The sequence below is a fragment of the Chryseobacterium sp. VAUSW3 genome, from assembly GCF_002205795.1.
In the GTDB taxonomy this organism is placed as follows: Bacteria; Bacteroidota; Bacteroidia; order Flavobacteriales; family Weeksellaceae; genus Kaistella; species Kaistella yananensis.
Genome location: NZ_NIUY01000003.1, coordinates 95,331 through 117,178 on the forward strand (window position 1 = coordinate 95,331; position 21,848 = coordinate 117,178).

Annotated in this window: 18 protein-coding genes; 14 read left to right on the forward strand and 4 right to left on the reverse strand. The window is 39.6% G+C overall.

Annotated elements, in window-relative coordinates; all coding sequences use genetic code 11:
- The first annotated feature begins 57 nt into the window (after window positions 1-57).
- The 12 genes from CDW55_RS10180 to trmB all read left to right on the forward strand — a co-directional run bounded on the left by CDW55_RS10180 (window position 58) and on the right by trmB (window position 14,201).
- Window positions 58-723, forward strand: a complete 666-nt coding sequence (locus CDW55_RS10180; RefSeq protein WP_088469661.1) for a succinate dehydrogenase cytochrome b subunit — start codon at window positions 58-60, stop codon at window positions 721-723.
- Window positions 724-777: 54 nt separating this feature from the next.
- Window positions 778-2,790: a fumarate reductase/succinate dehydrogenase flavoprotein subunit gene (locus tag CDW55_RS10185; RefSeq protein ID WP_088469662.1), complete on the forward strand. Its 2,013-nt coding sequence runs from the start codon at window positions 778-780 to the stop codon at window positions 2,788-2,790.
- A gap of 22 nt (window positions 2,791-2,812) precedes the next feature.
- Complete coding sequence (locus CDW55_RS10190; protein ID WP_088469663.1) at window positions 2,813-3,580, forward strand: succinate dehydrogenase/fumarate reductase iron-sulfur subunit; 768 nt, start codon at window positions 2,813-2,815, stop codon at window positions 3,578-3,580.
- Window positions 3,581-3,759: 179 nt separating this feature from the next.
- The gene (locus tag CDW55_RS10195; RefSeq protein ID WP_088469865.1) at window positions 3,760-5,265 is read left to right on the forward strand and encodes a TlpA family protein disulfide reductase; all 1,506 of its coding nucleotides are present in this window, start codon (window positions 3,760-3,762) and stop codon (window positions 5,263-5,265) included.
- 76 nt (window positions 5,266-5,341) lie between these two features.
- Complete coding sequence (locus tag CDW55_RS10200) at window positions 5,342-5,638, forward strand: hypothetical protein (RefSeq protein ID WP_088469664.1); 297 nt, start codon at window positions 5,342-5,344, stop codon at window positions 5,636-5,638.
- A gap of 189 nt (window positions 5,639-5,827) precedes the next feature.
- Window positions 5,828-7,237, forward strand: a complete 1,410-nt coding sequence (gene rlmD / locus CDW55_RS10205) for a 23S rRNA (uracil(1939)-C(5))-methyltransferase RlmD (RefSeq protein ID WP_088469665.1) — start codon at window positions 5,828-5,830, stop codon at window positions 7,235-7,237.
- 13 nt (window positions 7,238-7,250) lie between these two features.
- Entirely contained in the window at window positions 7,251-7,730 is a 480-nt protein-coding gene (locus CDW55_RS10210; RefSeq protein ID WP_088469666.1) for a DUF6452 family protein, read from the forward strand.
- Complete coding sequence (locus CDW55_RS10215; protein ID WP_088469667.1) at window positions 7,696-8,355, forward strand: DUF6048 family protein; 660 nt, start codon at window positions 7,696-7,698, stop codon at window positions 8,353-8,355. Before CDW55_RS10210 ends, CDW55_RS10215 begins: the two co-directional genes overlap by 35 nt.
- Before the next feature lie 253 nt (window positions 8,356-8,608).
- A complete protein-coding gene (locus CDW55_RS10220) occupies window positions 8,609-11,542 on the forward strand; it encodes a reprolysin-like metallopeptidase (RefSeq protein WP_088469668.1) in 2,934 nt (977 codons plus the stop codon).
- Window positions 11,543-11,742: 200 nt separating this feature from the next.
- A complete protein-coding gene (locus CDW55_RS10225) occupies window positions 11,743-12,534 on the forward strand; it encodes a hypothetical protein (RefSeq protein ID WP_088469669.1) in 792 nt (263 codons plus the stop codon).
- 159 nt (window positions 12,535-12,693) lie between these two features.
- The gene (locus CDW55_RS10230) at window positions 12,694-13,443 is read left to right on the forward strand and encodes a DUF6759 domain-containing protein (protein WP_228399643.1); all 750 of its coding nucleotides are present in this window, start codon (window positions 12,694-12,696) and stop codon (window positions 13,441-13,443) included.
- Between the two features lie 80 nt (window positions 13,444-13,523).
- Complete coding sequence (trmB, locus tag CDW55_RS10235; protein WP_088469671.1) at window positions 13,524-14,201, forward strand: tRNA (guanosine(46)-N7)-methyltransferase TrmB; 678 nt, start codon at window positions 13,524-13,526, stop codon at window positions 14,199-14,201.
- Window positions 14,202-14,300: 99 nt separating this feature from the next.
- Here the strand turns inward: trmB and rpsB are convergent, their stop codons facing one another.
- The 3 genes from rpsB to rplM all read right to left on the reverse strand — a co-directional run bounded on the left by rpsB (window position 14,301) and on the right by rplM (window position 16,097).
- Entirely contained in the window at window positions 14,301-15,068 is a 768-nt protein-coding gene (rpsB, locus tag CDW55_RS10240; RefSeq protein WP_088469672.1) for a 30S ribosomal protein S2, read from the reverse strand.
- A gap of 181 nt (window positions 15,069-15,249) precedes the next feature.
- Window positions 15,250-15,636, reverse strand: a complete 387-nt coding sequence (gene rpsI, locus CDW55_RS10245) for a 30S ribosomal protein S9 (RefSeq protein ID WP_088469673.1) — start codon at window positions 15,634-15,636, stop codon at window positions 15,250-15,252.
- A gap of 5 nt (window positions 15,637-15,641) precedes the next feature.
- Window positions 15,642-16,097, reverse strand: a complete 456-nt coding sequence (gene rplM, locus CDW55_RS10250) for a 50S ribosomal protein L13 (protein ID WP_027376676.1) — start codon at window positions 16,095-16,097, stop codon at window positions 15,642-15,644.
- A gap of 292 nt (window positions 16,098-16,389) precedes the next feature.
- Here rplM and CDW55_RS10260 point away from each other — a divergent pair, with 292 nt between their 5' ends.
- Window positions 16,390-17,835 (forward strand): hypothetical protein, encoded by a 1,446-nt coding sequence (locus tag CDW55_RS10260; protein WP_143756219.1) that lies wholly within the window; start codon window positions 16,390-16,392, stop codon window positions 17,833-17,835.
- A 26-nt stretch (window positions 17,836-17,861) separates the two neighbouring features.
- Here the strand turns inward: CDW55_RS10260 and CDW55_RS10265 are convergent, their stop codons facing one another.
- Complete coding sequence (locus tag CDW55_RS10265; RefSeq protein ID WP_088469676.1) at window positions 17,862-18,194, reverse strand: hypothetical protein; 333 nt, start codon at window positions 18,192-18,194, stop codon at window positions 17,862-17,864.
- 224 nt (window positions 18,195-18,418) lie between these two features.
- Here CDW55_RS10265 and CDW55_RS10270 point away from each other — a divergent pair, with 224 nt between their 5' ends.
- Window positions 18,419-21,781 carry a methylmalonyl-CoA mutase family protein gene (locus CDW55_RS10270; RefSeq protein WP_088469677.1) on the forward strand — a complete coding sequence of 1,121 codons (3,363 nt, stop codon included), beginning with the start codon at window positions 18,419-18,421 and terminating at the stop codon, window positions 21,779-21,781.
- Window positions 21,782-21,848 lie beyond the last annotated feature (67 nt).

The window sequence follows — 21,848 nt, forward strand, 5'->3', positions numbered from 1 at the left end:
ACTTTTCTATAGCTTAACATTTTTTTAACTTTGTGAAAATTCAATTTAAACAATATTATGGCAGGATTAACCAGTTCTACTATCGGTAGAAAGTACGCAATGGCATTGTCTGCAATGTTTTTGCTCCTATTCCTTATCATGCACCTTTCGGTGAATTTAATTTCAGTATTCAGTCCAAGTGCGTTCAATTCGGCTTCCGAATTTATGGGTTACAACCCGCTCATTCAGTTCCTTATGCAGCCAATTCTGGGGTTTGCAGTCATTTTTCACTTTGTGATGGGTTTTGTTCTTGAACTTAAGAACAGAAGCGCAAGACCAGTAAAGTACGCAATGAACAACGGCTCAGCAAACTCTACATGGATGTCCAGAAACATGATTATCTCCGGATTGGTAGTGTTGGCATTTTTGGGACTGCACATGTACGATTTCTGGTGGCACGAGATCAACTTCAAATATGTTGAAGCGAATACACCAGATAACGAAAGATTCTGGCACGAACTTCATGCGAAGTTTGCTGATGCGTGGAGGGTAATTTTCTACATCATCGCTTTTGTATTGTTGGGTCTTCACTTGGCCCACGGTTTCCAGTCGTCTTTTCAGTCGGTCGGAGCAAGGCATCCCAAATATACGCCGGTAATCAAAGCGCTTGGAACATGGTATTCCATTTTGATTCCTGCAGGATTTATCATCATTGCACTGTATCACTTTTTAACGCAGTCTTAATTTTAAGTTTTGAATCATTCAAAATCTAAAATTTAAAATTTAAAATTTCTAAAAATGAGCAAATTAGATTCAAAAATTCCACACGGCCCGTTAGCCGAGAAGTGGACTAACCATAAAAATCACATGAACCTTGTTGCCCCAAACAACCGCGATAAAATTGATATTATCGTTGTAGGTACAGGTTTGGCAGGCGGTTCTGCCGCTGCAACTCTGGCAGAGCAGGGGTATAACGTAAAAGCATTCTGCTACCAGGATTCACCAAGAAGAGCGCACTCCATTGCTGCGCAGGGTGGTATCAATGCAGCTAAAAACTATCAGGGTGACGGAGATTCAACTTACAGATTGTTTTACGACACGATTAAAGGTGGAGATTACCGTGCAAGAGAAGCAAATGTTTACAGACTAGCAGAAGTTTCTGCAAATATCATTGACCAGTGTGTTGCGCAAGGCGTACCCTTCGGAAGAGAGTACGGTGGCCAGCTGGATAACCGTTCGTTCGGTGGAGTTCAGGTAAAAAGAACTTTTTACGCAAAAGGCCAAACCGGTCAGCAACTACTTTTAGGAGCTTATTCTGCGATGAGCCGCCAAATTGGTAAAGGCAGAATCAAGATGTACAACCGTCATGAAATGCTTGATCTTGTAATTGTTGACGGAAAAGCAAGAGGTATTATCGCAAGAAACCTGGTAACGGGAGAAATCGAAAGACATTCTGCACATGCTGTAGTTATTGCTTCAGGTGGTTACGGTAATGTTTATTTCCTTTCGACCAACGCGATGGGATCCAATGTTTCCGCAGCCTGGAAAATTCATAAAAAAGGAGCTTATTTCGCAAATCCTTGTTATGTACAGATTCACCCGACCTGTATTCCTGTTCACGGAACACAGCAGTCTAAATTAACTTTGATGTCGGAATCCTTAAGAAACTCAGGAAGAATCTGGGTTCCTAAGAAAATTGAAGATGCAGAAGCGATTAGAGAAGGAAGATTAAGACCGGAAAACATTAAAGAAGGAGACAGAGATTATTATCTGGAAAGAAGATATCCTGCTTTCGGTAACCTTGTACCTCGTGACGTGGCATCCAGAGCAGCGAAAGAAAGATGCGACGCAGGTTACGGAATTGAAAATAATGATACGAAAGAAGGCGTTTACCTGGATTTCTCTACAGAAATTACCAAAAAAGGTAAAGAGGCAGCACTCGAGAAAAATATTCACAATCCTACCGATCAGCAGATCTATGATTTAGGAAAAGCTTGGGTTGAAGAAAAATACGGAAACCTTTTTGTGATGTACGAAAAAATCACAGGCGAGAATCCTTATGTGACTCCAATGAAGATTTATCCGGCAGTTCACTATACCATGGGTGGTGTTTGGGTTGATTATAACCTGCAGTCGACCATTCCGGGATGTTTCGTGTTGGGTGAAGCCAATTTCTCTGATCACGGAGCAAACAGATTGGGTGCTTCTGCGCTGATGCAGGGTCTGGCAGACGGTTATTTCGTTCTTCCATACACCATTGCAGATTATCTTTCGGCAGACATCAGAACAGGTTCAATTCCTACAGATTCTGCAGCTTTTGAAGCGGCAGAGAAAGAGGTGAAAGATAAAATCAATTTCTTCATCAATAATAAAGGTACCCATTCTGTAGATTACTTCCACAAAAAATTAGGACACATTATGTGGAATAAGGTGGGAATGGGAAGAACTCCTGAAGGTCTACAGGAAGCGATTAAGGAAATTGAGGAAGTACGAAACGATTTCTGGAAGAATGTAAAAGTACCAGGCTCGAATGATGAAATGAATATGGAACTCGAGAAAGCGCTGAGAGTGGCAGATTTCCTTGAATTAGGACAGCTGATGGCAATTGATGCGTTGAAGAGGGAAGAATCCTGCGGTGGACATTTCCGTTGGGATCATGCAACACCGGAAGGTGAGGCGGAGAGAGATGACCAAAACTTCAAATTTGTAGCAGCCTGGGAATATCAGGGGGCAGACATTAACCAAGAAGTATTGCACAAAGAAGAACTGGTGTACGAGAACATCGAAGTTAAAACAAGAAGTTATAAATAATCTCCAAAAAATTAATATAGAAATGAGTGCAAAAAAAGGATTAAACCTGACTCTGAAAATTTGGAGACAGAAAAACAATAAATCAAAAGGACAGTTCGAAACCTATAAAATTTCTGATGTATCTACGGATTCTTCTTTCCTCGAAATGCTCGATATGCTCAATGAGAATCTTGTAAACGAAGGAAAAGAACCAGTAGCTTTCGATCACGACTGCCGCGAAGGAATCTGCGGAATGTGCTCGCTGTACATCAATGGGCGATCTCACGGTCCGGATACAGGAATCACCACTTGCCAGCTTCACATGAGAATGTTTAAAGACGGCGAAACCATCCACATCGAGCCATGGAGAAGTGCTGCTTTTCCGGTAATTAAAGATTTGGTGGTAGACAGAAGCGCTTTCGACAGAGTGATGGCAGCGGGAGGATTTGTTTCCGTAAATACTTCAGGAAACACCTTGGATGCAAACGCGATTCCGGTTCCTAAAGAAGATGCTGACAAAGCGATGGATGCTGCAGCGTGTATCGGGTGTGGCGCCTGTGTTGCAACGTGTAAAAACGGATCCGCGATGTTATTCGTTGGAGCGAAAGTTTCACAATACGCATTACTTCCGCAAGGTCGTGTAGAAGCTAAAAGAAGAGTGCTGAATATGGTGAAGGCCATGGATGAAGAAGGTTTCGGAAACTGCTCGAATACCGGCGCATGCGAGGTGGAGTGTCCGAAAGGAATTTCTCTTGAAGTGATCGCCAGAATGAACAGAGAATACATTTCTGCCAATATCGACAGAGGATAAAACAGAAAATTATTACGAAAATGCCGCTTTCACTGCCGAAAGCGGTTTTTTCTTTGTTAAACTTTGCCAATTATATGATTAAAATTTTCTACAAGTCTTTATATAACTTATTTTTGCGCAAATTAAGTTTACACCGTTTGAAGTTAAAAATCGAAAAATTTATATACAATCAAAAAAACATGAGTAGATATTTTTTATTATTGATGTTCGCTTTCGTAGCAATGTCCTGTTCAAAAAAAGTAGAGGTAAAAGGTAATTTTGCCGGCGGGTCACCGCTCGAAAGAATCGAGTTTATAGAAGCCTCCGGTGTGGCAACACTTCCGCTGCTGAATTTGGGTGTAGACAGTAAAGGGAGTTTTTCCGGAAGCTTCGAAGCACCTAAAAACGGCATGTACATTATGTCTTACGCCGGAAAAACAGCGATGATTTATCTTAAAGGAGGTCAGGAACTTAATATTTCAGGCCAGGCAGCCAACTTCCCCAATCAGTTTACCATTACCGGTGATGCCAAAAATAATAACGATTTCCTTTTAGAGGTAACTAAATTTATTCAGGGTTATGCAGGGAAAATCAATGTAGGCGAACTTGTAATGAAAAATGAAGCCGATTTCCTGAAAGCTGCTGAAAAAATCCGTACCGATATCGGGAACAGCATTGATGCTGCTGCCAAGAAAACTTCAGCAGATAATGAAGTGGTAGAATATAAAAAAGACGAACTGAATGCGAGTGTCTTAGGATTAATGAGCCAGTACGAAGTTAACCATCCGCAGGCTACGCAAAACCCAGCATACAAAGCGTCAAAAAATTTCAAAGATGCTGAAGCTAAGCTTAATGCAGACAGCGACAGACTTCTGAAAAACCAACCGATTTACAGAAATTATCTTTTGGGTAAACTAAGCCCGGAATTTCAGGCTTTTGCAAGCAAGCAAGCAACAGCAGGAAACCAATTATCTTCTGAATTATTTGCAAAATTTCTAGATACCAAAAAAGACCTTTCTCAGCTGACCAAAGATTATCTTCTGGCATTCGTACTTTCAAGTGGTGATATTACGCCGGGTATGACGGATGAAAATACTGCTAAAATTAATAAAATCATTAATGAAAACATTAAAGATGCAGGCATTAAAAAAGATATGCAACGAATTCAGTTTGTAATCGCCGGCCCGAAAGCTGGTGAAGCTGCACCGGATTCTAAACTCATCAAACAGGACGGAAGCGCCTTTAAACTGGCCGATGTAAAAGGAAAACCAAACCTCGTAATGTTCTATGCATCTTGGAATCCGTACATTTCTGAAGGTACAGTCCCTGTTCTGAAAGAAGTTGTAAATTTCTATAAATCTAAAATGGATTTCACTTTCGTGAATTTAGATGATACTAAAGAGCAGTTCACCAAAACCAGCAATGCCATGATGAAAGGCATTCCCGGAAACAATGTTTACGGTGAGGGCGGACTGACCTCGCAGATTGCAAAAGATTTGGGAATTTACGGTTTCAAACTTCCTTCTTTCGTCGTTATCGATAAAGACGGAAAAATGGCAAGCCGCTTCTTCTACAACTTAGGAGATCCGGAATTGATCACCGTTTTGGATAAACTTACCGGTCTTAAAGCGCCAACCGTGCAGCCTGAAGCAACTCTACAGAACGATTTAATGTCGCCACAGCCAGAAGTTGCTCCAACAAAGTAATTTCCATCAGAAATTGAAATATTTCCTGCTCATTTTATTTGGGCAGGATTTTTTTATATTCGTTTAAAATTAAATCATGAAAAACGATTTACTTATTTCTCCAAGCATACTTTACTGGTTGGTCCTTTTCGGGATCATATTTACTGTTTTTTCAGTAAGTTTTGATCTTACATCGTTTGGTATCTCACTTCAGATGGGAAAAATATTATCATATGTTGCGGTGTTGTGCAATTTTATTGTTGCTTTTGTTCTTATTATTGATGTTTTTAAAAATCAAAATCCTTCGAGATTTTTATGGACATTGGGATTTCTACTTTTTGCAGCTTTTGTAGGATATTTTTACTTAAGGAATCGTCAATCTTATTCCGCATAACTATAAGTTTGATGTAATAACAAAGAGCTTTAGCGCATTTCTTTATAAATTATTATTTGACTTTATACTAAATTTTGTTTATTCTGCATTTTAGTAAAAAATAATTTAGTGAAATTCAAATTCCTCCCAGCGATTTATCGCCTTTTTTTTATTTTCAAAACCTTACTTTTGTGCTCATTATAATTGTAGATGAAAAGGAAAAGTAAAAATATCGTTTTAGAAAATATAAAACTGGTTTCAGCAGGTGCGAAAGGTGTTGCAGTAGGCAGAACTGAAGAAGGCAAAACTGTTTTGGTTTCCGGCGCAGTTCCCGGTGATGTGGTAAATGCACGTGTAAAAAAATCGAAATCAAAATATTTTGAAGCGGATGTTGCCGAAATTGTGGAAAGATCACCTTTCAGAGTGGAGCCGAAATGTATTCACTTCGGGGTTTGCGGCGGCTGCAAATGGCAGAATCTTGCTTACGAAAAACAGCTGGATTTCAAACAGGACGAAGTCTTTAACCATATCAAAAGAATTGGCGGTTTTGAGGATTTCGAAACGTTGCCGATTTTGGGAAGTGAGGAACAGTATTTTTACCGTAATAAAATGGAATTTTCCTTTTCCAATGCGCGTTGGCTTACCCAATACGAAATCAGTTCGGAAGAGAATTTCGGTAACCGCGATGCGCTGGGCTTTCATATTCCGGGGATGTGGAGCAAAATTCTCGACCTTAAGGAATGCTGGCTTCAGGAAGATCCTTCCAATTTCATCCGACTTGCCGTAAAACAGTATGCTGTAGCCAACGGACTTGAGTTTTTCGATGTGAAAGAACAGACCGGTTTTTTACGGACTTTAATGTTGCGTCAAAACTCAAAAGGCGAATGGATGGTTTTATTCCAGCTTTTCCGTGATGAGAAAGAGCACCGCGAAAAATTATTCGATTTTCTGCTGAAAGAATTCCCGCAGATCAAAACTTTAGTGTACTGCATCAATTCAAAACAGAACGATTCCATTTACGATCAGCATGTGGTCACCTATTCCGGAGACGGATTTTTAATGGAGGAAATGGATGGTCTTCAGTTTAAAATCGGTCCGAAATCTTTCTTCCAGACCAATTATAAGCAGGCTCTGGAACTGTACAGAAAAACGCTGGAGTTTGCAGATCTGAAAGGTAATGAGATAGTTTACGATTTATATACCGGAACCGGAACCATTGCGCAGTACGTTGCCAGAAATGCCAAACAAGTTATTGGTATCGAATCGGTTCAGGAAGCGATCAATGCAGCGAAAGAACATGCAGAACTTAATGGCTTATCAAATTGCACGTTTTATTGTGGTGACATGAAAGACATTTTCAATGATGAATTCCTTGCAAATCATCCGAAAGCTGATGTCCTGATTACGGATCCTCCGCGAGATGGAATGCACCAGAAAGTGGTAGAACAAATCCTGAAACTATCGCCTGAGAAAATTGTGTATGTAAGCTGTAATTCGGCGACGCAGGCAAGAGATATGGCATTGATGAAAGAGCATTACCGATTGGTGAAGATTCTCCCGGTAGATATGTTCCCGCAGACGCATCATGTGGAGAATATTGCGCTTCTGGTAAAGATTTAATTACATTTGAGTCATGAAGTTCCTGAAAATTTTTCTCGTTAGCGTATTTTTATTTTCGCTTTTCTCCTGCGGAAGTGATGATGATATCTGTATCAGTGGAGAAGCAACTCCCAGAATGAAACTGAAATTTAAGACGAAGGCCACAGGAAAACTCAAAACAATGGATTCTCTTTTTGTGAACGTGGATTACGGAAACGGTCAGATTCCTGTAATTGCTGCCAAAACAAAGACCGACTCTGTACTTATTCCGTTGCGGGTTGATGACGCGCCGTTCACCAAAATATATGTTGGTTTATCAAAAACCGCTGTTACTTCAGAGGTAAAAATTAATTATACCACAAAATCCGAGTATGTTTCGCCAGCCTGCGGAATCAAAAAAGTGTATGAAAATGCAAGCGCAATTCTGGAGGTTCCGGATCCCGTAATCGATATCGAACAAAACCAAACCCAAATTTCCGATGAATCCAAGACTCATTTTTTCCTTCTTTTTTAGTCTTCTGTTTTTTGCTGCTTTTGCTCAGAAAGCGCCGGACACTCTGCAAACTAAATGGAAATATGAACCCAATTTCATGGTCGGAATTGATGTGTTGAATGCGGGAATCGGAGTGTTTGCTGACCGACAGCTTTTTCAGGGTTTTGTTTCTTCAAGGGTTTCGAAAAACATTCATGCGGTCGCCGAAGCAGGTTATGAAAAAAATATTTACCGGAAAAACGGCTACGATGCTACTGCCAACGGTCCGTTTCTCAAGCTAGGTGCTTTTTATATGCTGGCAAAAGACAAAGAGAATGAGCTGAACGGCTTTTATGCCGGTGCCAAAGCTGCGGGTTCATTTTATAGTCAGGAATATAAAGCGGTTCCGGTTCGTGGCTACGGGGGGAGCGACACTACTGTAGCATTCCCTGCCTCTTCGCAAAGTTCTTACTGGCTGGAAGCTGCGGTTGGTGGAAGAGTTCAGCTTTTTGAATCTCCGTTTTATATCGATGTGAATATCCAGCCGAGATATTTACTGTTCTCAACAACACAGGACGACATCAAGCCGATGATTGTTCCCGGCTTTGGCAAAAGCTCAGCAAAATTCAATGTAGGTTTCGCGTGGAATATTGCCTACCTTTTCTAAGTTGATTATGATATTATGCGTTGAATAATTTACCTGTAAATTTTCAGCCAGGTTTCAGCGTCAAATTTCTTAAAATTGTTTTATCGATTATATTTTTATTACTAATTTCGCATATTTTATCCGAATTATATAATTAATTTATGGAATAATTCGCAAATGTTTTGTGAACTAAATAAAATTATATCATTATTATTTTGACGGTCTGGAAAAAAAAATTACTTTTGGGATTAATTCAATAAAAAAATATTAATCTATGAAGAGAATTTTTACTTCTTTACTTTGCGGATTGATGACAACGGCTGCATTTGCCCAATGGAGCCCCACGTCGATGCAAGGTGAGAAAATTCGTACGGCGTCAAACGTCAAGAGTTATTATTCCCTGGATCTTAATGCAATGAGATCGAAACTTGCCAATGCGCAGGAAACCGGCAGCAACGCTGTACCCGTAGAAATTAAACTCCCAACACTTAACGGTAAAATTGAGAGATTTGCAGTCTACAGCTCTCCTGTAGTAGTAAAATCTATTGCAGACCGATACCAGTTAGGGTCGTATGTTGGAGTAGGGATTGATGATCCTAATGCGATTGTAAGATTCAGTGTAGCGCCGAATGATTTCCAGTCGATGATCGTGAGAAACGGCAAGTATGAATTCATTGAGCCTCAGAATACTTCAAAAACAGTATACGGTGTTCACCCAAAAACCAATAAAACTGAAGAAGATAAAGCTTTTGTTTGTTCTACAAGTGAAGCTCCTTTGACCAAGGCACAAATGGACAAAATGTATATGTCCGGAAAGTCTTTTACCAATAATCCAACAGATTTTAGTAAGGCTTCTGATAAAAAATACAGAACCATGCGTCTGGCGATGACCACAAACGGTGAATATACCCAGTATTTTGGAGGTGTTGCAGGTGCAATGACTGCAATTAACGCAACATTGACAAGATGTAACGGTATTTTTGAAATGGATTTTGGTCTTCACCTGATTCTTCAGGATTTCCCGGGATTGATTTATCCGGATCCTGCTACCGATCCATATTCAACTACGCTTTCTAGCTGGAACCTTTCTGCTCAGAAAGCAATTACAGCAGTAGCTGGTGAAGCTAACTACGATATCGGACACATGTTTGGTGCTTCTGGTGGTGGTGGTAATGCTGGTTGTATCGGTTGTGTTTGTATAAGTCCACCATTAAATACTTCTGGTGTACCAACAGGAAACGGTAAAGGCTCGGGAATTACTTCTCCGGCAGACGGGATCCCAATGGGAGACAACTTCGATATCGATTATGTAGCTCACGAAATTGGTCATCAGCTTGGGGCAAACCATACTTTTTCTCATGGTTTAGAAGGTACAGGACAGAATGTTGAACCAGGTTCAGGTTCTACCATCATGGGTTATGCGGGAATTACCAGCCAGAATGTTCAGCAGCATTCTGATGCTTATTTCCACGTTAACTCAATCATTCAGGTGCAGAACAACCTTATCGCAAAAACTTGTGATATTGAAACTCCAGTGAACAACAATCCACCAGTAATTACTGCGATGGCAGATGTTACCATCCCGAAAAGTACCGCTTTTGTTTTGACAGCGCAGGCTACCGATGCGGAAGGTGATCCATTAACCTATACTTGGGAGCAAGTTGACAATGCAAGTACTTCGACTACCATTGCCAACCTTGGAACTTTAACCAACGGACCTACTTTTAGATCCTGGACTCCTACGGCCAGTCCTACGCGTTATTTCCCTAAGTTTTCTACCGTTTTAGCAGGAAATCTTAAAAACAATGCTGATTGGGAAGCGGTTTCTACCGTAGCTAGAACAACCAACTTCCGCGTTACCGTACGCGATAATAATGCAGATGTTACTCAGAAGCAAACACAGTCTGCTTTACAGAAAGTGACCGTACACGCAAACGGACCGTTTAAAATTACTTCTACTAAAGTATATAACAATGCTCCGGGACCATTGACATGGGATGTTGTTGGAACAAACGCTGCGCCTTTCAACGTTGCTAATGTTAAGATTGATTATACATCGGATAATGGTGCAACCTGGACGGAGCTTGCTGCTTCTACACCAAATGACGGAAGTGAAGATTTCAGTTTCGCATCTTTTCCAACAAATACTGCGCTGAAAGTTAGAATCTCAGCAATCGGAAACGTATTCTACGCTATTGCGCCGGTTACAGTTTCTGCAATTGTTGCGTGCGACGGTACTGCTCCTGCAGGACTTAATGTCACTGGTGTTACAACCGCTTCTGCAGTTGTTGCATGGGATCCTATCGCAAGTGCAACCTATATCGTGAGATACAAAAAAGCTGCTGATGCTACTTGGACTGAAGTTCCGGTATCGGCCAACACTTACACCATCACGAATTTAGATGAAGGTACAGTTTATAATGTTCAGGTTGCTTCTGTATGTTCAGGTACAACAGGCACGTATACTGCGGTAACTAACTTCACAACATTAAATCTTCAGTACTGTACACTCACATCAACCAACTCAAGTGATGAGTATATCTCTAATGTAAAGATTACCGCTGAAGGTGCAGCTGGTGTGGACAGCTCATCAGGTGCTTCAACTTACACCAATTATTCTTCTGATCCTGCAAGATTGGTACGTTTGGCAAAAGGAACAAATAACAACACTATTTCTGTTACCAAAGCCTGGACTGGAACAATCTACAACGAAGCGGTGACGGTTTGGATCGACTTCGACAGAAGCGGAACTTTTGATGATGATGAATTTGTAATGTCTACTTCAGGTGATAAAACAACTCCTGTTACCGATACTTTCTCGGTTCCTGCAGATGCATATTCCGGAGATAAACCGGTAGGAATGAGGGTTGCTTTAAAATTCAGTACTCCTCAAATGACTCCTTGCGGTAGTTATACTTACGGGGAAGTAGAAGATTATGCAGTAATGATTTCACCTACTTTGGGCGTAAATGATAATGTAAAAGCAAGTGCTGTTCAGGTATATCCAAACCCTGCAATCGATTTGCTAAATGTTACTAAAGTTTCTGATAAAGCTTCTTATACCATTTACAACATGGCTGGTCAGGCTGTATCTAAAGGTAAAGTTACCAATGGTAAAGTACAGGTGTCTCAGTTAGAGAAAGGAGTTTATATGATTTCCGTAGATAATAACGGACAGATAAACCAAGTGAAATTTATCAAAAAATAATTTTCATCTTTTATAGAAATTAATCCCCGGAATACCACCGGGGATTTTTTTGTGCATTTAAAACATCCTCAGTGCGGTTTACGCCGTTGATCCTTTGGGATTTTTTAACAGTTTTATCTTCCATTTAACCTAACTTTAACCGTAAAATACCATCTTATCACGGTGCGTTATGTGATATTTCATTTATTTTTGCCGTGTATATGAAGAAGTCTTTTTTGCTCGCCACTTTACTGTTGATTTTTAAAGTTCAGGCCCAGTTTTTTTCCGGAGAAATTATCATCAGAGATAAGTCGGTGTATTACCTGAATCAGGTGTATGTAACAAACCTCACTTCTCAAAGTACGGTTTATACCGATTATTTCGGGGCTTTCAGGATTCCGGCAAAACCTGGCGATGTCATCAGGTTTACTTCTATTGTTACCGACCGAAAAGACGTCACCGTTACCGCTGAAGACCTTCAGAATGTAAGTAATTTCGTGGAACTGAAGATTGCGTATTACGACATTCAGGAGGTGGTAATCAGTAAATTTAAGCCTACAGGAAACCTGCGGAAAGACGTAAGCTCCCTGAAAAACGGTGAAAAAAATATGGCCCTGCAGAAAATGATTGGCCTGCCGGCTCCGAAAGGGGATGGTACGCCACCCCAACTTCCCGTAGCTGGTTTTGCGGGCGGCGGTCTTACATTCAGCCTGGAAAGTATCTACGACATTCTTTCCGGTGACCGGAAAAAGAAGGAAAGAGCCCAGCAATACGAAACAATGAATGGAGCTGTGGCCGGAATAAGGAATTATTTCGGAACTGAATATTTTACCAACCTGAAAATACCCGCGAATTATATCGATAACTTCCTGCAGTTCGTTTATACTTCAGATAATATCCTGCCTTACGTGCAGCACAATAACTACGAAGCGGTATCACTTTACATTGAAAAATATCTGCCAATTTACCAGCGCCGATTGCGGAATTCGCACTTAATGGAGGCTGCAAAGTGATTTTTCGTGATTTTTAATTTTTTATGTTAAATTAAAAGTTTTATATTTGGCGGCGCGTTTAAGGATGATGGTATTTTATTGCCGTTTTAGTGTCCTTGCCTTATGTTAACTCATAAATTTTACTGAATGTCGTTTGTTAAAAATTTATTTTGTTTTTTAATGTTGTTGTCACTTTGTAATCTCTCTGCCCAGCGTAAGGGGAAAGATTACACCAACATCCTCCGCAGTAACAATATTTACGAGATCGATTCTTATCTGCGCATAGCGCATCCCGATGACCCCAAACGATCTGTACTGAAACCCCGGCTCGTAAAACTGCTGAATGAATATATTAAAACAGCACACCCATCAGACCAAAGGGTGAAGGATTTTCAGGAAAAGCTCGCACTTTTGCGTAGAAAACCCTCCACACGAATAAGTTTCGACGAGATGAACGAAAGCATCCGCCAGAAGCAAATTGCAAAATACCGCGAAGAGAGCGCAAAGAAACCAGGTAACTATGTAACCAAAGTTTACGGCAATGCCGGTGTTTCAGCCCCGTCAACATCTGCGGGCGGCGCATCATCCGGTTACGTAAATCCGGAAGAGGCGGAATTCGAGATGCTGATGTCGGTAAATCCTATTGAACATAAAAACAATACCGTAAAAATCCTGAATTCTCTCTTTGATAACGATCCGAACAGTAAAGAAAGCATCGTACTCATCGAAAACAAATCGAAGTGTAATATTATCATGCGAATCGAAGGTATTGGTAACACCAAATACAGGCTCGCAATACCTTCGCAAAGCGATAATACCATTGTGGTTGCCAAAGGCGATTATCTTTTCACAAGCCTTGTTTGTGGTGCCCAGTATGCATCGCAGAAAACCGTTCAGAAAGCGGTGATGGTTGCATTAGGAAACCAGTAGTTATAAATAAGTTAAAGTTCAGGAAAAAAAATAAGCCTTGAACAATTTTATTTATTTTTGCACGTTTTTGAATGTAGAAAATGGGTAAAAATAAACTGGCAAGATTTGCCGAAAACAAAACACTTCCGAACGTATTTCAGCCAACCAGAGAAGAGGCACTCAATAAATATCCTTTAAAAGGAAAATGGAGATCCGAAGTCTTTAAAAACCATAACCCTATCGTACTGGAACTGGGTTGCGGAAAAGGGGAGTACTCCGTAGGTTTAGCAAAATCCTTCCCCGATAAAAACTTTATTGGCATCGATATTAAAGGAGCCAGATTTTGGTTTGGAGCCAAAGAAGCGGTGGAAAAAAAACTAAACAACGTGGCTTTCCTGAGAACACAAATTGAACTGGTAGACTGTTTTTTCGATCACGACGAAGTGGATGAAATCTGGATTACCTTTCCCGATCCACAAATAAAATACCGAAGAACAAAGCACAGAATGACCCACCCGGATTTTCTGGAGCGTTATAAAAAAATTCTGAAAAAGGATGGTATCGTTCATCTGAAAACCGATTCAGAATTTTTGCACGGATATACACTTGGGTTGCTGCAGGGGCAAGGCCACGAGATTATTTCTGCCCATCATGACATCTACGGAGCGCCGGAATACGAGCCGGGAACGCCACTTTTAAGAGAAATAAAAACCTATTACGAGGGGTTATTTTCAGCAAAAGGAAAAACCATTACTTATCTTAAATTTAGAATTAAGTAACTATTTTCGATTCAATTTTAGTTATTAAAATTATTTTCGTTTAAACATAAAAAAAGCTCAGAAATTAATCTGAGCTTTTCTTGTATTGAAGATTAAATCTTATTCAGCAGCAGTATCGAAATCTGCATCTGCATCAGCAGATACTTTTTCTCCTTCTTCTTTAGATTTTTCTTTATCAGCTTTTCTTTGAGACAATCCGTCTTTGATAGATGATGAAACTACGCTCAAGATCATATCGATAGATTTAGAAGCATCATCGTTTCCAGGAATTACGAAGTCTACTTTTCTTGGATCTGAGTTGGTATCTACGATACCGAAAACAGGAATACCCAATTTTTTAGCTTCGGTTACTGCGATGTGCTCTCTCATGATATCAACAACGAAAATTGCTGACGGAAGACGCACCATATCGGAAATTGAGCCTAAGTTTTTCTCAAGGTTAGCACGCTGACGGTCAACCTGAAGTCTTTCTTTTTTAGATAAAGTTTCGAAAGTACCATCTTTCTTCATTTTATCGATGTGGTTCATTTTCTTAACAGCTTTACGGATGGTAACAAAGTTTGTTAACATCCCACCAGGCCATCTTTCTGTAATATAAGGCATATTAAGATCAGCAGCGTGTTTTGCCACCACTTCTTTCGCTTGTTTCTTTGTAGCTACGAAAAGAACTTTTTTGCCTGCAGAAGTAATTTTTTCCAAAGCGTTGCACGCCTCGTCTAATTTTACTGCTGTTTTATGTAAGTCTACAATGTGAATACCGTTTTTCTCCATGAAAATGTATGGAGCCATATTTGGATTCCACTTTCTGGTCATGTGACCGAAGTGTACACCTGCCTCTAAAAGGTCTTTAACATTTGCTTTTGCCATGTCGCTTTTTTGTTTTTAGTTTACGTTCCGCTTTTTCGCAATCAACTTTTCTTTAGATGGGAGAAGAGTTTGGGTGCTAAACTAAACGGGGCATTTTTTGATTAGATAATAGAACCAAGAGCCAAGAACAAAGATTTTTGAAAGTCTCGAATCTCGTTTCTCGTTTCTCGAATCTTTTTGATTAACGTTTTGAGAACTGGAATCTCTTTCTTGCTTTCTTCTGACCTGGTTTCTTTCTCTCCACCATTCTTGCATCTCTTGTAAGCAATCCGTGAGGTTTCAATAATCCTCTGAACTCTTCGTTTACTTCGCACATTGCTCTGGAAATTCCCAGTCTGATTGCTTCTGCCTGACCTGTAATTCCACCTCCGAAAACATTCACTGTTACGTCGTACTGACCTACAGTCTCTGTCAACAAAAATGGCTGGTTGATTTTGTAAACCAATACATCAGTACCGAAATAGTCTTTAGAATCCTTTTTGTTAATCGTGATCACTCCAGAACCTGGTTTCACATAAACTCTTGCAACTGAAGTTTTTCTTCTTCCGATTTTATGAACTATTGACATATTAATTATTTGAATTCGTTAATATTAATAACTTTTGGCTGTTGAGCTTCATGTTTGTGTTCAGTTCCTTCATATAAATAAAGGTTGCTGAATAACTGAGATCCCAATCTGTTTTTTGGAAGCATACCTTTTACAGATTTTTCCAATACTTTTAAAGAATCTTTTTTCTGAAGTTCAAGAGCAGTCATCGACTTCTGACCACCTGGATATCCAGTATGCCAAATGTAAGTCTTGTCAGCCCACTTGTTCCCGGAAAGGGTTACTTTCCCAGCATTCAAAACGATTACGTTATCTCCACAGTCTGCGTGAGGCGTAAAATTCGTTTTGTGCTTTCCTCTCAAAATCTTTGCAACTTTAGAAGCTAGTCTTCCTAACGGTTGTCCTTCAGCGTCTACCACAACCCATTCTTTATTAGCGGTAGCTTTGTTAGCTGAAACGGTTTTGTAACTTAATGTATTCACACTTTTTCGTTTAACGATTAAACATAATTTTCCCTAAATAGGGTGTGCAAAGGTAAAGATTTTTTTTGGAACTGAAAATATTTTAGGAAAGAATATTCTAACGTTTTGAAAATGATGGTTTTATTAAATAAAGAACTTAAAAAGACTGTGCTAGAATCATCTAATTTCATGCAGATAATCGCTTTTAAAATAATCGGAATTTATGTACGCCAGAGAGTTTATTTTTTAGGCATCTTCGGTAATAATTCATATATTTGGTTAACTAGCGGAAAAAGTTATGAAGTATTTTTATATGTTCTTATTTATATGGGTTGTAGTTTCATGTTCCGAAAGAGAAGAAATACAAACGCCAAAAGTGGAAATTAATGAACCCCCATCAATAGTAAAATTTGAGATAGATAGTATTTCGCATAATTCTGCATACATAAGATGGGATTCAGCCATTGACCCTGAAAATGACGAAGTGAAATATAGTGTTGAATTAGAGGGACGAACCGTTTTGCAAAATTCTGATTCTAAAAGCTATAAGTTCCAAAATTTAGAGGAACTGAAAAATTACAGCGGAAAAATTATAGCAACTGATTCTCATAAAAATATCACCGCTAAACCATTTACGTTTCAAACTAAAAAATATTACTTGACTTTTGTTAAATATTATAATTTTCCAGTATCGGATCAGACGTATGGTGCTGCAGTTAACATTTTAAAATTATCAGATGGAAATTATCTTATAGGTGGTTATGAAGGGACCTTTGGAGGTTACTCGGTATATTTAACTAAAATCGATTACAATGGAAATCTAATTTGGAGGAAAGGTTATGATATCCCATGCGAAAGTTCGCCACCAACCTTTAAGATGAAAGAGATTAATGGTGAAATAATCCTGACTGCCAGCTATTACGTGGCAAAATTAAATCTTGACGGTGTATTAAGATGGAAAAAAAGAATTACTACCTATGATAATGGTTATGGAGATTCTACGATCAATTCTTTTACCGTTGATGCGGAAGATAATATTTATGTAGTAGGAACATTGGCCGATATTACCAATGAAACCCACGAAAAAGGTATGATTACAAAATTAGATAAGGACGGTGCATATATTTGGGAAAAGCAATACGGATCAACATTTACAGAAACTGGTAGCAAATCAATGTATCTAAGATTTATAGATGTTGATTTACAGGATAATCAGCTCCTTGTATATGGTGATCTTGATGTTTCAGGTCTAAATTCTAATTCGAATATGTCGAGACAGGCTTTCTATGTTCGAAAGACCGATACAGATGGTTTTACGATTTTTGAAAAAACATTTCACAATAGTGAAACGAACCTTGGTCATCAACTGATTAAAAGAAAGAACGGGAATTATCTACTAAGCAGTTCTCAGAAAATTATCGAAATTGATAAACAAGGACAGGAGTTATGGGCAAAAACAATTTATAGTCCGGCACAAATGTATAATATGTTTTATTCCGTAGTCGAAACTACTTCAGGTAATTTATTCTTTATAGGGAAAGAAGGTAAATCTGGAACCTACTTCCTGACTGATACCAGGGGAAATACAATCTGGAAAAAATATTATAACGATTTTCCTCATATTATTGCAGGTTCAGACGTTGTTGAAGAGGCTGATAAGAGTTTTCGGCTTGCGTTTACTTTTGCACGTAATTATGGTAATTATTCGCTTTATGATGAGATAATGGTCATAAAAACTGATCCAGAAGGAAATTTCTAAAAAAAATTAGGATAGGACTGAATATTTTATTTTCTTAAAGATTTCGAACTTTTGAAACTCGCAAAAACATAATACGCGACAAAAACCATTGAGAATTTTATCACCGAAGGCACCGCTTTTTCCAAATCGAAGAGAGTAGTACCGATCACTACTAAAAGCGCCATTCCAACAAACGAGATTCCAAGCTTCTGAGACAAGGTGAATTTTTCGTCATCCAGAAAATACGCCATTCCCCACGCAGCCCCGAATGCAAAACCATAATAAAGATCCAGCGCCCAACCTTGACTTCCCAGAAGAAAATAATTCAGAAGAAAACTCACGAAGGTTCCGGCTAAAAAATAGATAATCGCGCGCTGCATAAAAATAATATTTCCGCAAAAATAAAGATTAAAAATTTGAAACCAACTTATTTATATGCTATGCGATGAATTTTGGTAATGTATACAGGATTTCGCATTGCTTCTGAAAAAAAGAGATTCTCATTCGATCGGTGTTTTATTTAATTCGTTAGCAATCAAAAATATATAAGCGCCTTTTAAGTTTTTAAGAATTGATTATATTTGGAATCTTCGAACATTCAATTATGGAAACCCAAAAATATTCTCCAAAAAACAAAATCCGTATCGTTACCGCCGCCGCACTGTTCGACGGACACGATGCTGCCATCAATATCATGCGTCGCGTTATTCAGGGAACTGGTGTAGAAGTCATTCACCTCGGCCACGATAAGTCCGCTGAAGAAGTTGTAAACTGCGCGGTTCAGGAAGACGCCAACGCAATCGCCTTAACTTCTTATCAAGGTGGTCACAACGAATACTTTAAATATATTTATGATCTATTAAAAGAAAAAAACGCTTCTCACATCAAGATTTTTGGTGGCGGAGGCGGCGTTATTTTGCCTGAAGAAATCAAAGATTTGATGGATTATGGCGTGACCAGAATTTATTCTCCTGATGACGGCCGGGAACTCGGTTTGCAAGGAATGATCGATGATTTGGTGCAAAAATCCGATTTCCCGACTGGTGAAAACATTACCGTTCAAGATTTAGATAAAATTAAATTTGAAGATTCAAAATCAATTGCTGAAGTCATTTCCGCAGTAGAAAATTTCTCCGAAACGAAACCGGATTTAGTAAAAGAAATCGACGAGAGAGCAAAGGATTCGACCATTCCGATTATTGGGATTACCGGAACCGGTGGCGCAGGAAAATCCTCCTTAACCGACGAATTGGTGAGAAGATTTTTACGTTCCAATCCGGAGAAAAAAATCGCCATCATTTCCATCGATCCTTCCAAAAAGAAAACCGGAGGTGCACTTCTGGGAGATAGAATTCGCATGAATTCGATTAATGATTCGCGCGTTTATATGCGGTCTATGGCAACTAGGGAGAACAACGTTTCCGTGTCGCCGCACATTCATTCCGCATTAAATATTTTAAAAATAGCAAAACCTGATGTCATCGTTCTCGAAACTTCCGGAATTGGGCAATCTGGTTCAGAAATTACCGATATTGCTGATGTTTCCATGTATGTGATGACCCCGGAATATGGTGCTTCAACCCAATTGGAGAAAATTGACATGCTTGATTATGCAGATTTAGTTGCGTTAAATAAATCCGACAAACGCGGAGCTTTGGATGCACTGCAAGCAGTGAAAAAACAGTTTCAGAGAAATCATCTGCTGTTCGAGAAGCCTTTGGAAGAAATGCCTGTATATTCTACAAAAGCCAGCCAATTCAACGATTGGGGAACTACGGAACTTTTTAACGAACTGATTAAAAAAGTAAATGAAAAGTTTGAGAGCCTTAATTTAAGCGGCTATGTAGAGCAAAATGTGTCCGATGACACTACCATTATTCCTCCAAAAAGAGTGCGTTATCTCTCTGAAATTGTAGAAACCAACAGAAATTACGATAAAGAGGTAGAAAATCAGGTGCTTATTGCCAGGAAAATGTACCTCCTTGATGGTTCCAGGGTGCTTATTGAGGACGATCAGCATACGCGTGACAAACTGGAAAAGGTTTTCCTGAAAACAAAAAAAGAGCTTACTGAAGAAAATGCTGCTTTTCTGCACGGCTGGCATCATTTCAAAGAAGAACTGCAGGCGGATACTTATTCGTACTTCGTTCGCGGTAAAGAAATTAAGGTGCAAACAAAATCAGAATCGCTTTCAGGACTTAAGGTTCCGAAAATTGCTTTGCCGAAATTCCAGGATTGGGGCGATTTAATTCGTTGGAAAGGGCAGGAAAATGTTCCCGGAGCATTTCCTTTCACCGCCGGAATTTATCCGTTCAAAAGAACCGGTGAAGATCCTACGCGAATGTTTGCCGGAGAAGGAGGACCCGAAAGAACCAACCGAAGATTTCATTACGTTTCCGCAGAAATGGATGCCAAAAGACTTTCTACCGCGTTCGATTCGGTGACGCTTTACGGTCAGGATCCTGCTTTTCCGCCAGATATTTATGGAAAAATCGGGAATGCCGGAGTTTCGATCGCTACTCTGGATGATGCGAAAAAACTGTATTCGGGCTTCGATTTGGTGAACGCCATGACTTCTGTTTCGATGACAATTAATGGTCCCGCGCCAATGCTGCTCGCGTTTTTTATGAATGCAGCCATCGATCAGAATTGCGAAAAATACATTAACGAAAATAATCTTTGGGACAAAGTTGAAGCGAGATTAAAAGAAAAATTTGATGATAAAGGTCTGAAAAGACCCGTTTACAGCGGCGAACTTCCGCCTTCTAATAATGGTTTAGGTTTGAAATTATTAGGACTTACCGGCGACGAAATTTTAGATGCAGAAACCTATGCTAAAATTAAAGCCGAAACCATCGCAACAGTTCGTGGAACAGTTCAGGCGGATATTTTGAAGGAAGATCAGGCGCAAAATACTTGTATTTTCTCTACTGAATTTGCCTTGAGATTGATGGGCGACGTTCAGGAATATTTCATTAAAGAAAAAGTGAGGAATTTTTATTCGGTTTCGATTTCCGGTTATCACATTGCTGAAGCGGGTGCTAATCCGATATCGCAGTTGGCATTTACGCTTGCAAACGGCTTTACTTATGTTGAGTATTACTTGAGTCGCGGAATGGATATCAACGATTTTGCTCCAAATTTATCCTTTTTCTTCTCAAACGGGATCGATCCGGAATATGCGGTAATCGGCCGTGTTGCACGTAGAATTTGGGCAAAAGCAATGCGCGAAAAATACAACGCCAACGAAAGAAGCCAGATGTTGAAATACCATATACAAACTTCCGGGCGTTCGCTTCACGCGCAGGAAATCGATTTTAATGACATCAGAACTACTTTGCAGGCATTGTATGCGATTTATGACAACTGCAACTCGCTGCACACCAATGCTTACGATGAAGCGATCACCACACCAACCGAAGAATCGGTGAGAAGAGCGATGGCAATTCAGTTGATCATCAACAAGGAACTCGGGTTGGCGAAAAATGAAAATCCCTTACAAGGTTCTTTCATTATTGAGGAACTTACTGATTTAGTGGAGGAAGCAGTTTATGCTGAATTCGACAGAATTACCGAACGTGGAGGCGTTTTGGGCGCTATGGAAACCATGTACCAGCGATCCAAAATTCAGGAAGAATCCATGCATTACGAATGGCTGAAACATACCGGCGAATATCCAATTATCGGGGTGAATACCTTCCTTGGCAAAGATGGTTCACCAACGGTTTTACCGGGTGAAGTAATCCGTTCAACAGAAGAAGAGAAGCAACTGCAGATCAAAAATCTGGAAAATTATCAGAACGCAAATGCCGCAAACACTGAAAATGCTCTAAAACAACTGCAGCACGGCGCCATTAATCAGGAGAATCTTTTTGAACTGATGATGGAAGCGGTAAAATACTGCTCTTTAGGTCAGATTACGAACGCTCTGTTTGAAGTCGGCGGGATGTACAGGAGGAATATGTAATTTTAACTGCTTATAAATTTAAAAGCCGTGTTAAAAGTTAATGCTTGACACGGTTTTTGCTTTCCAT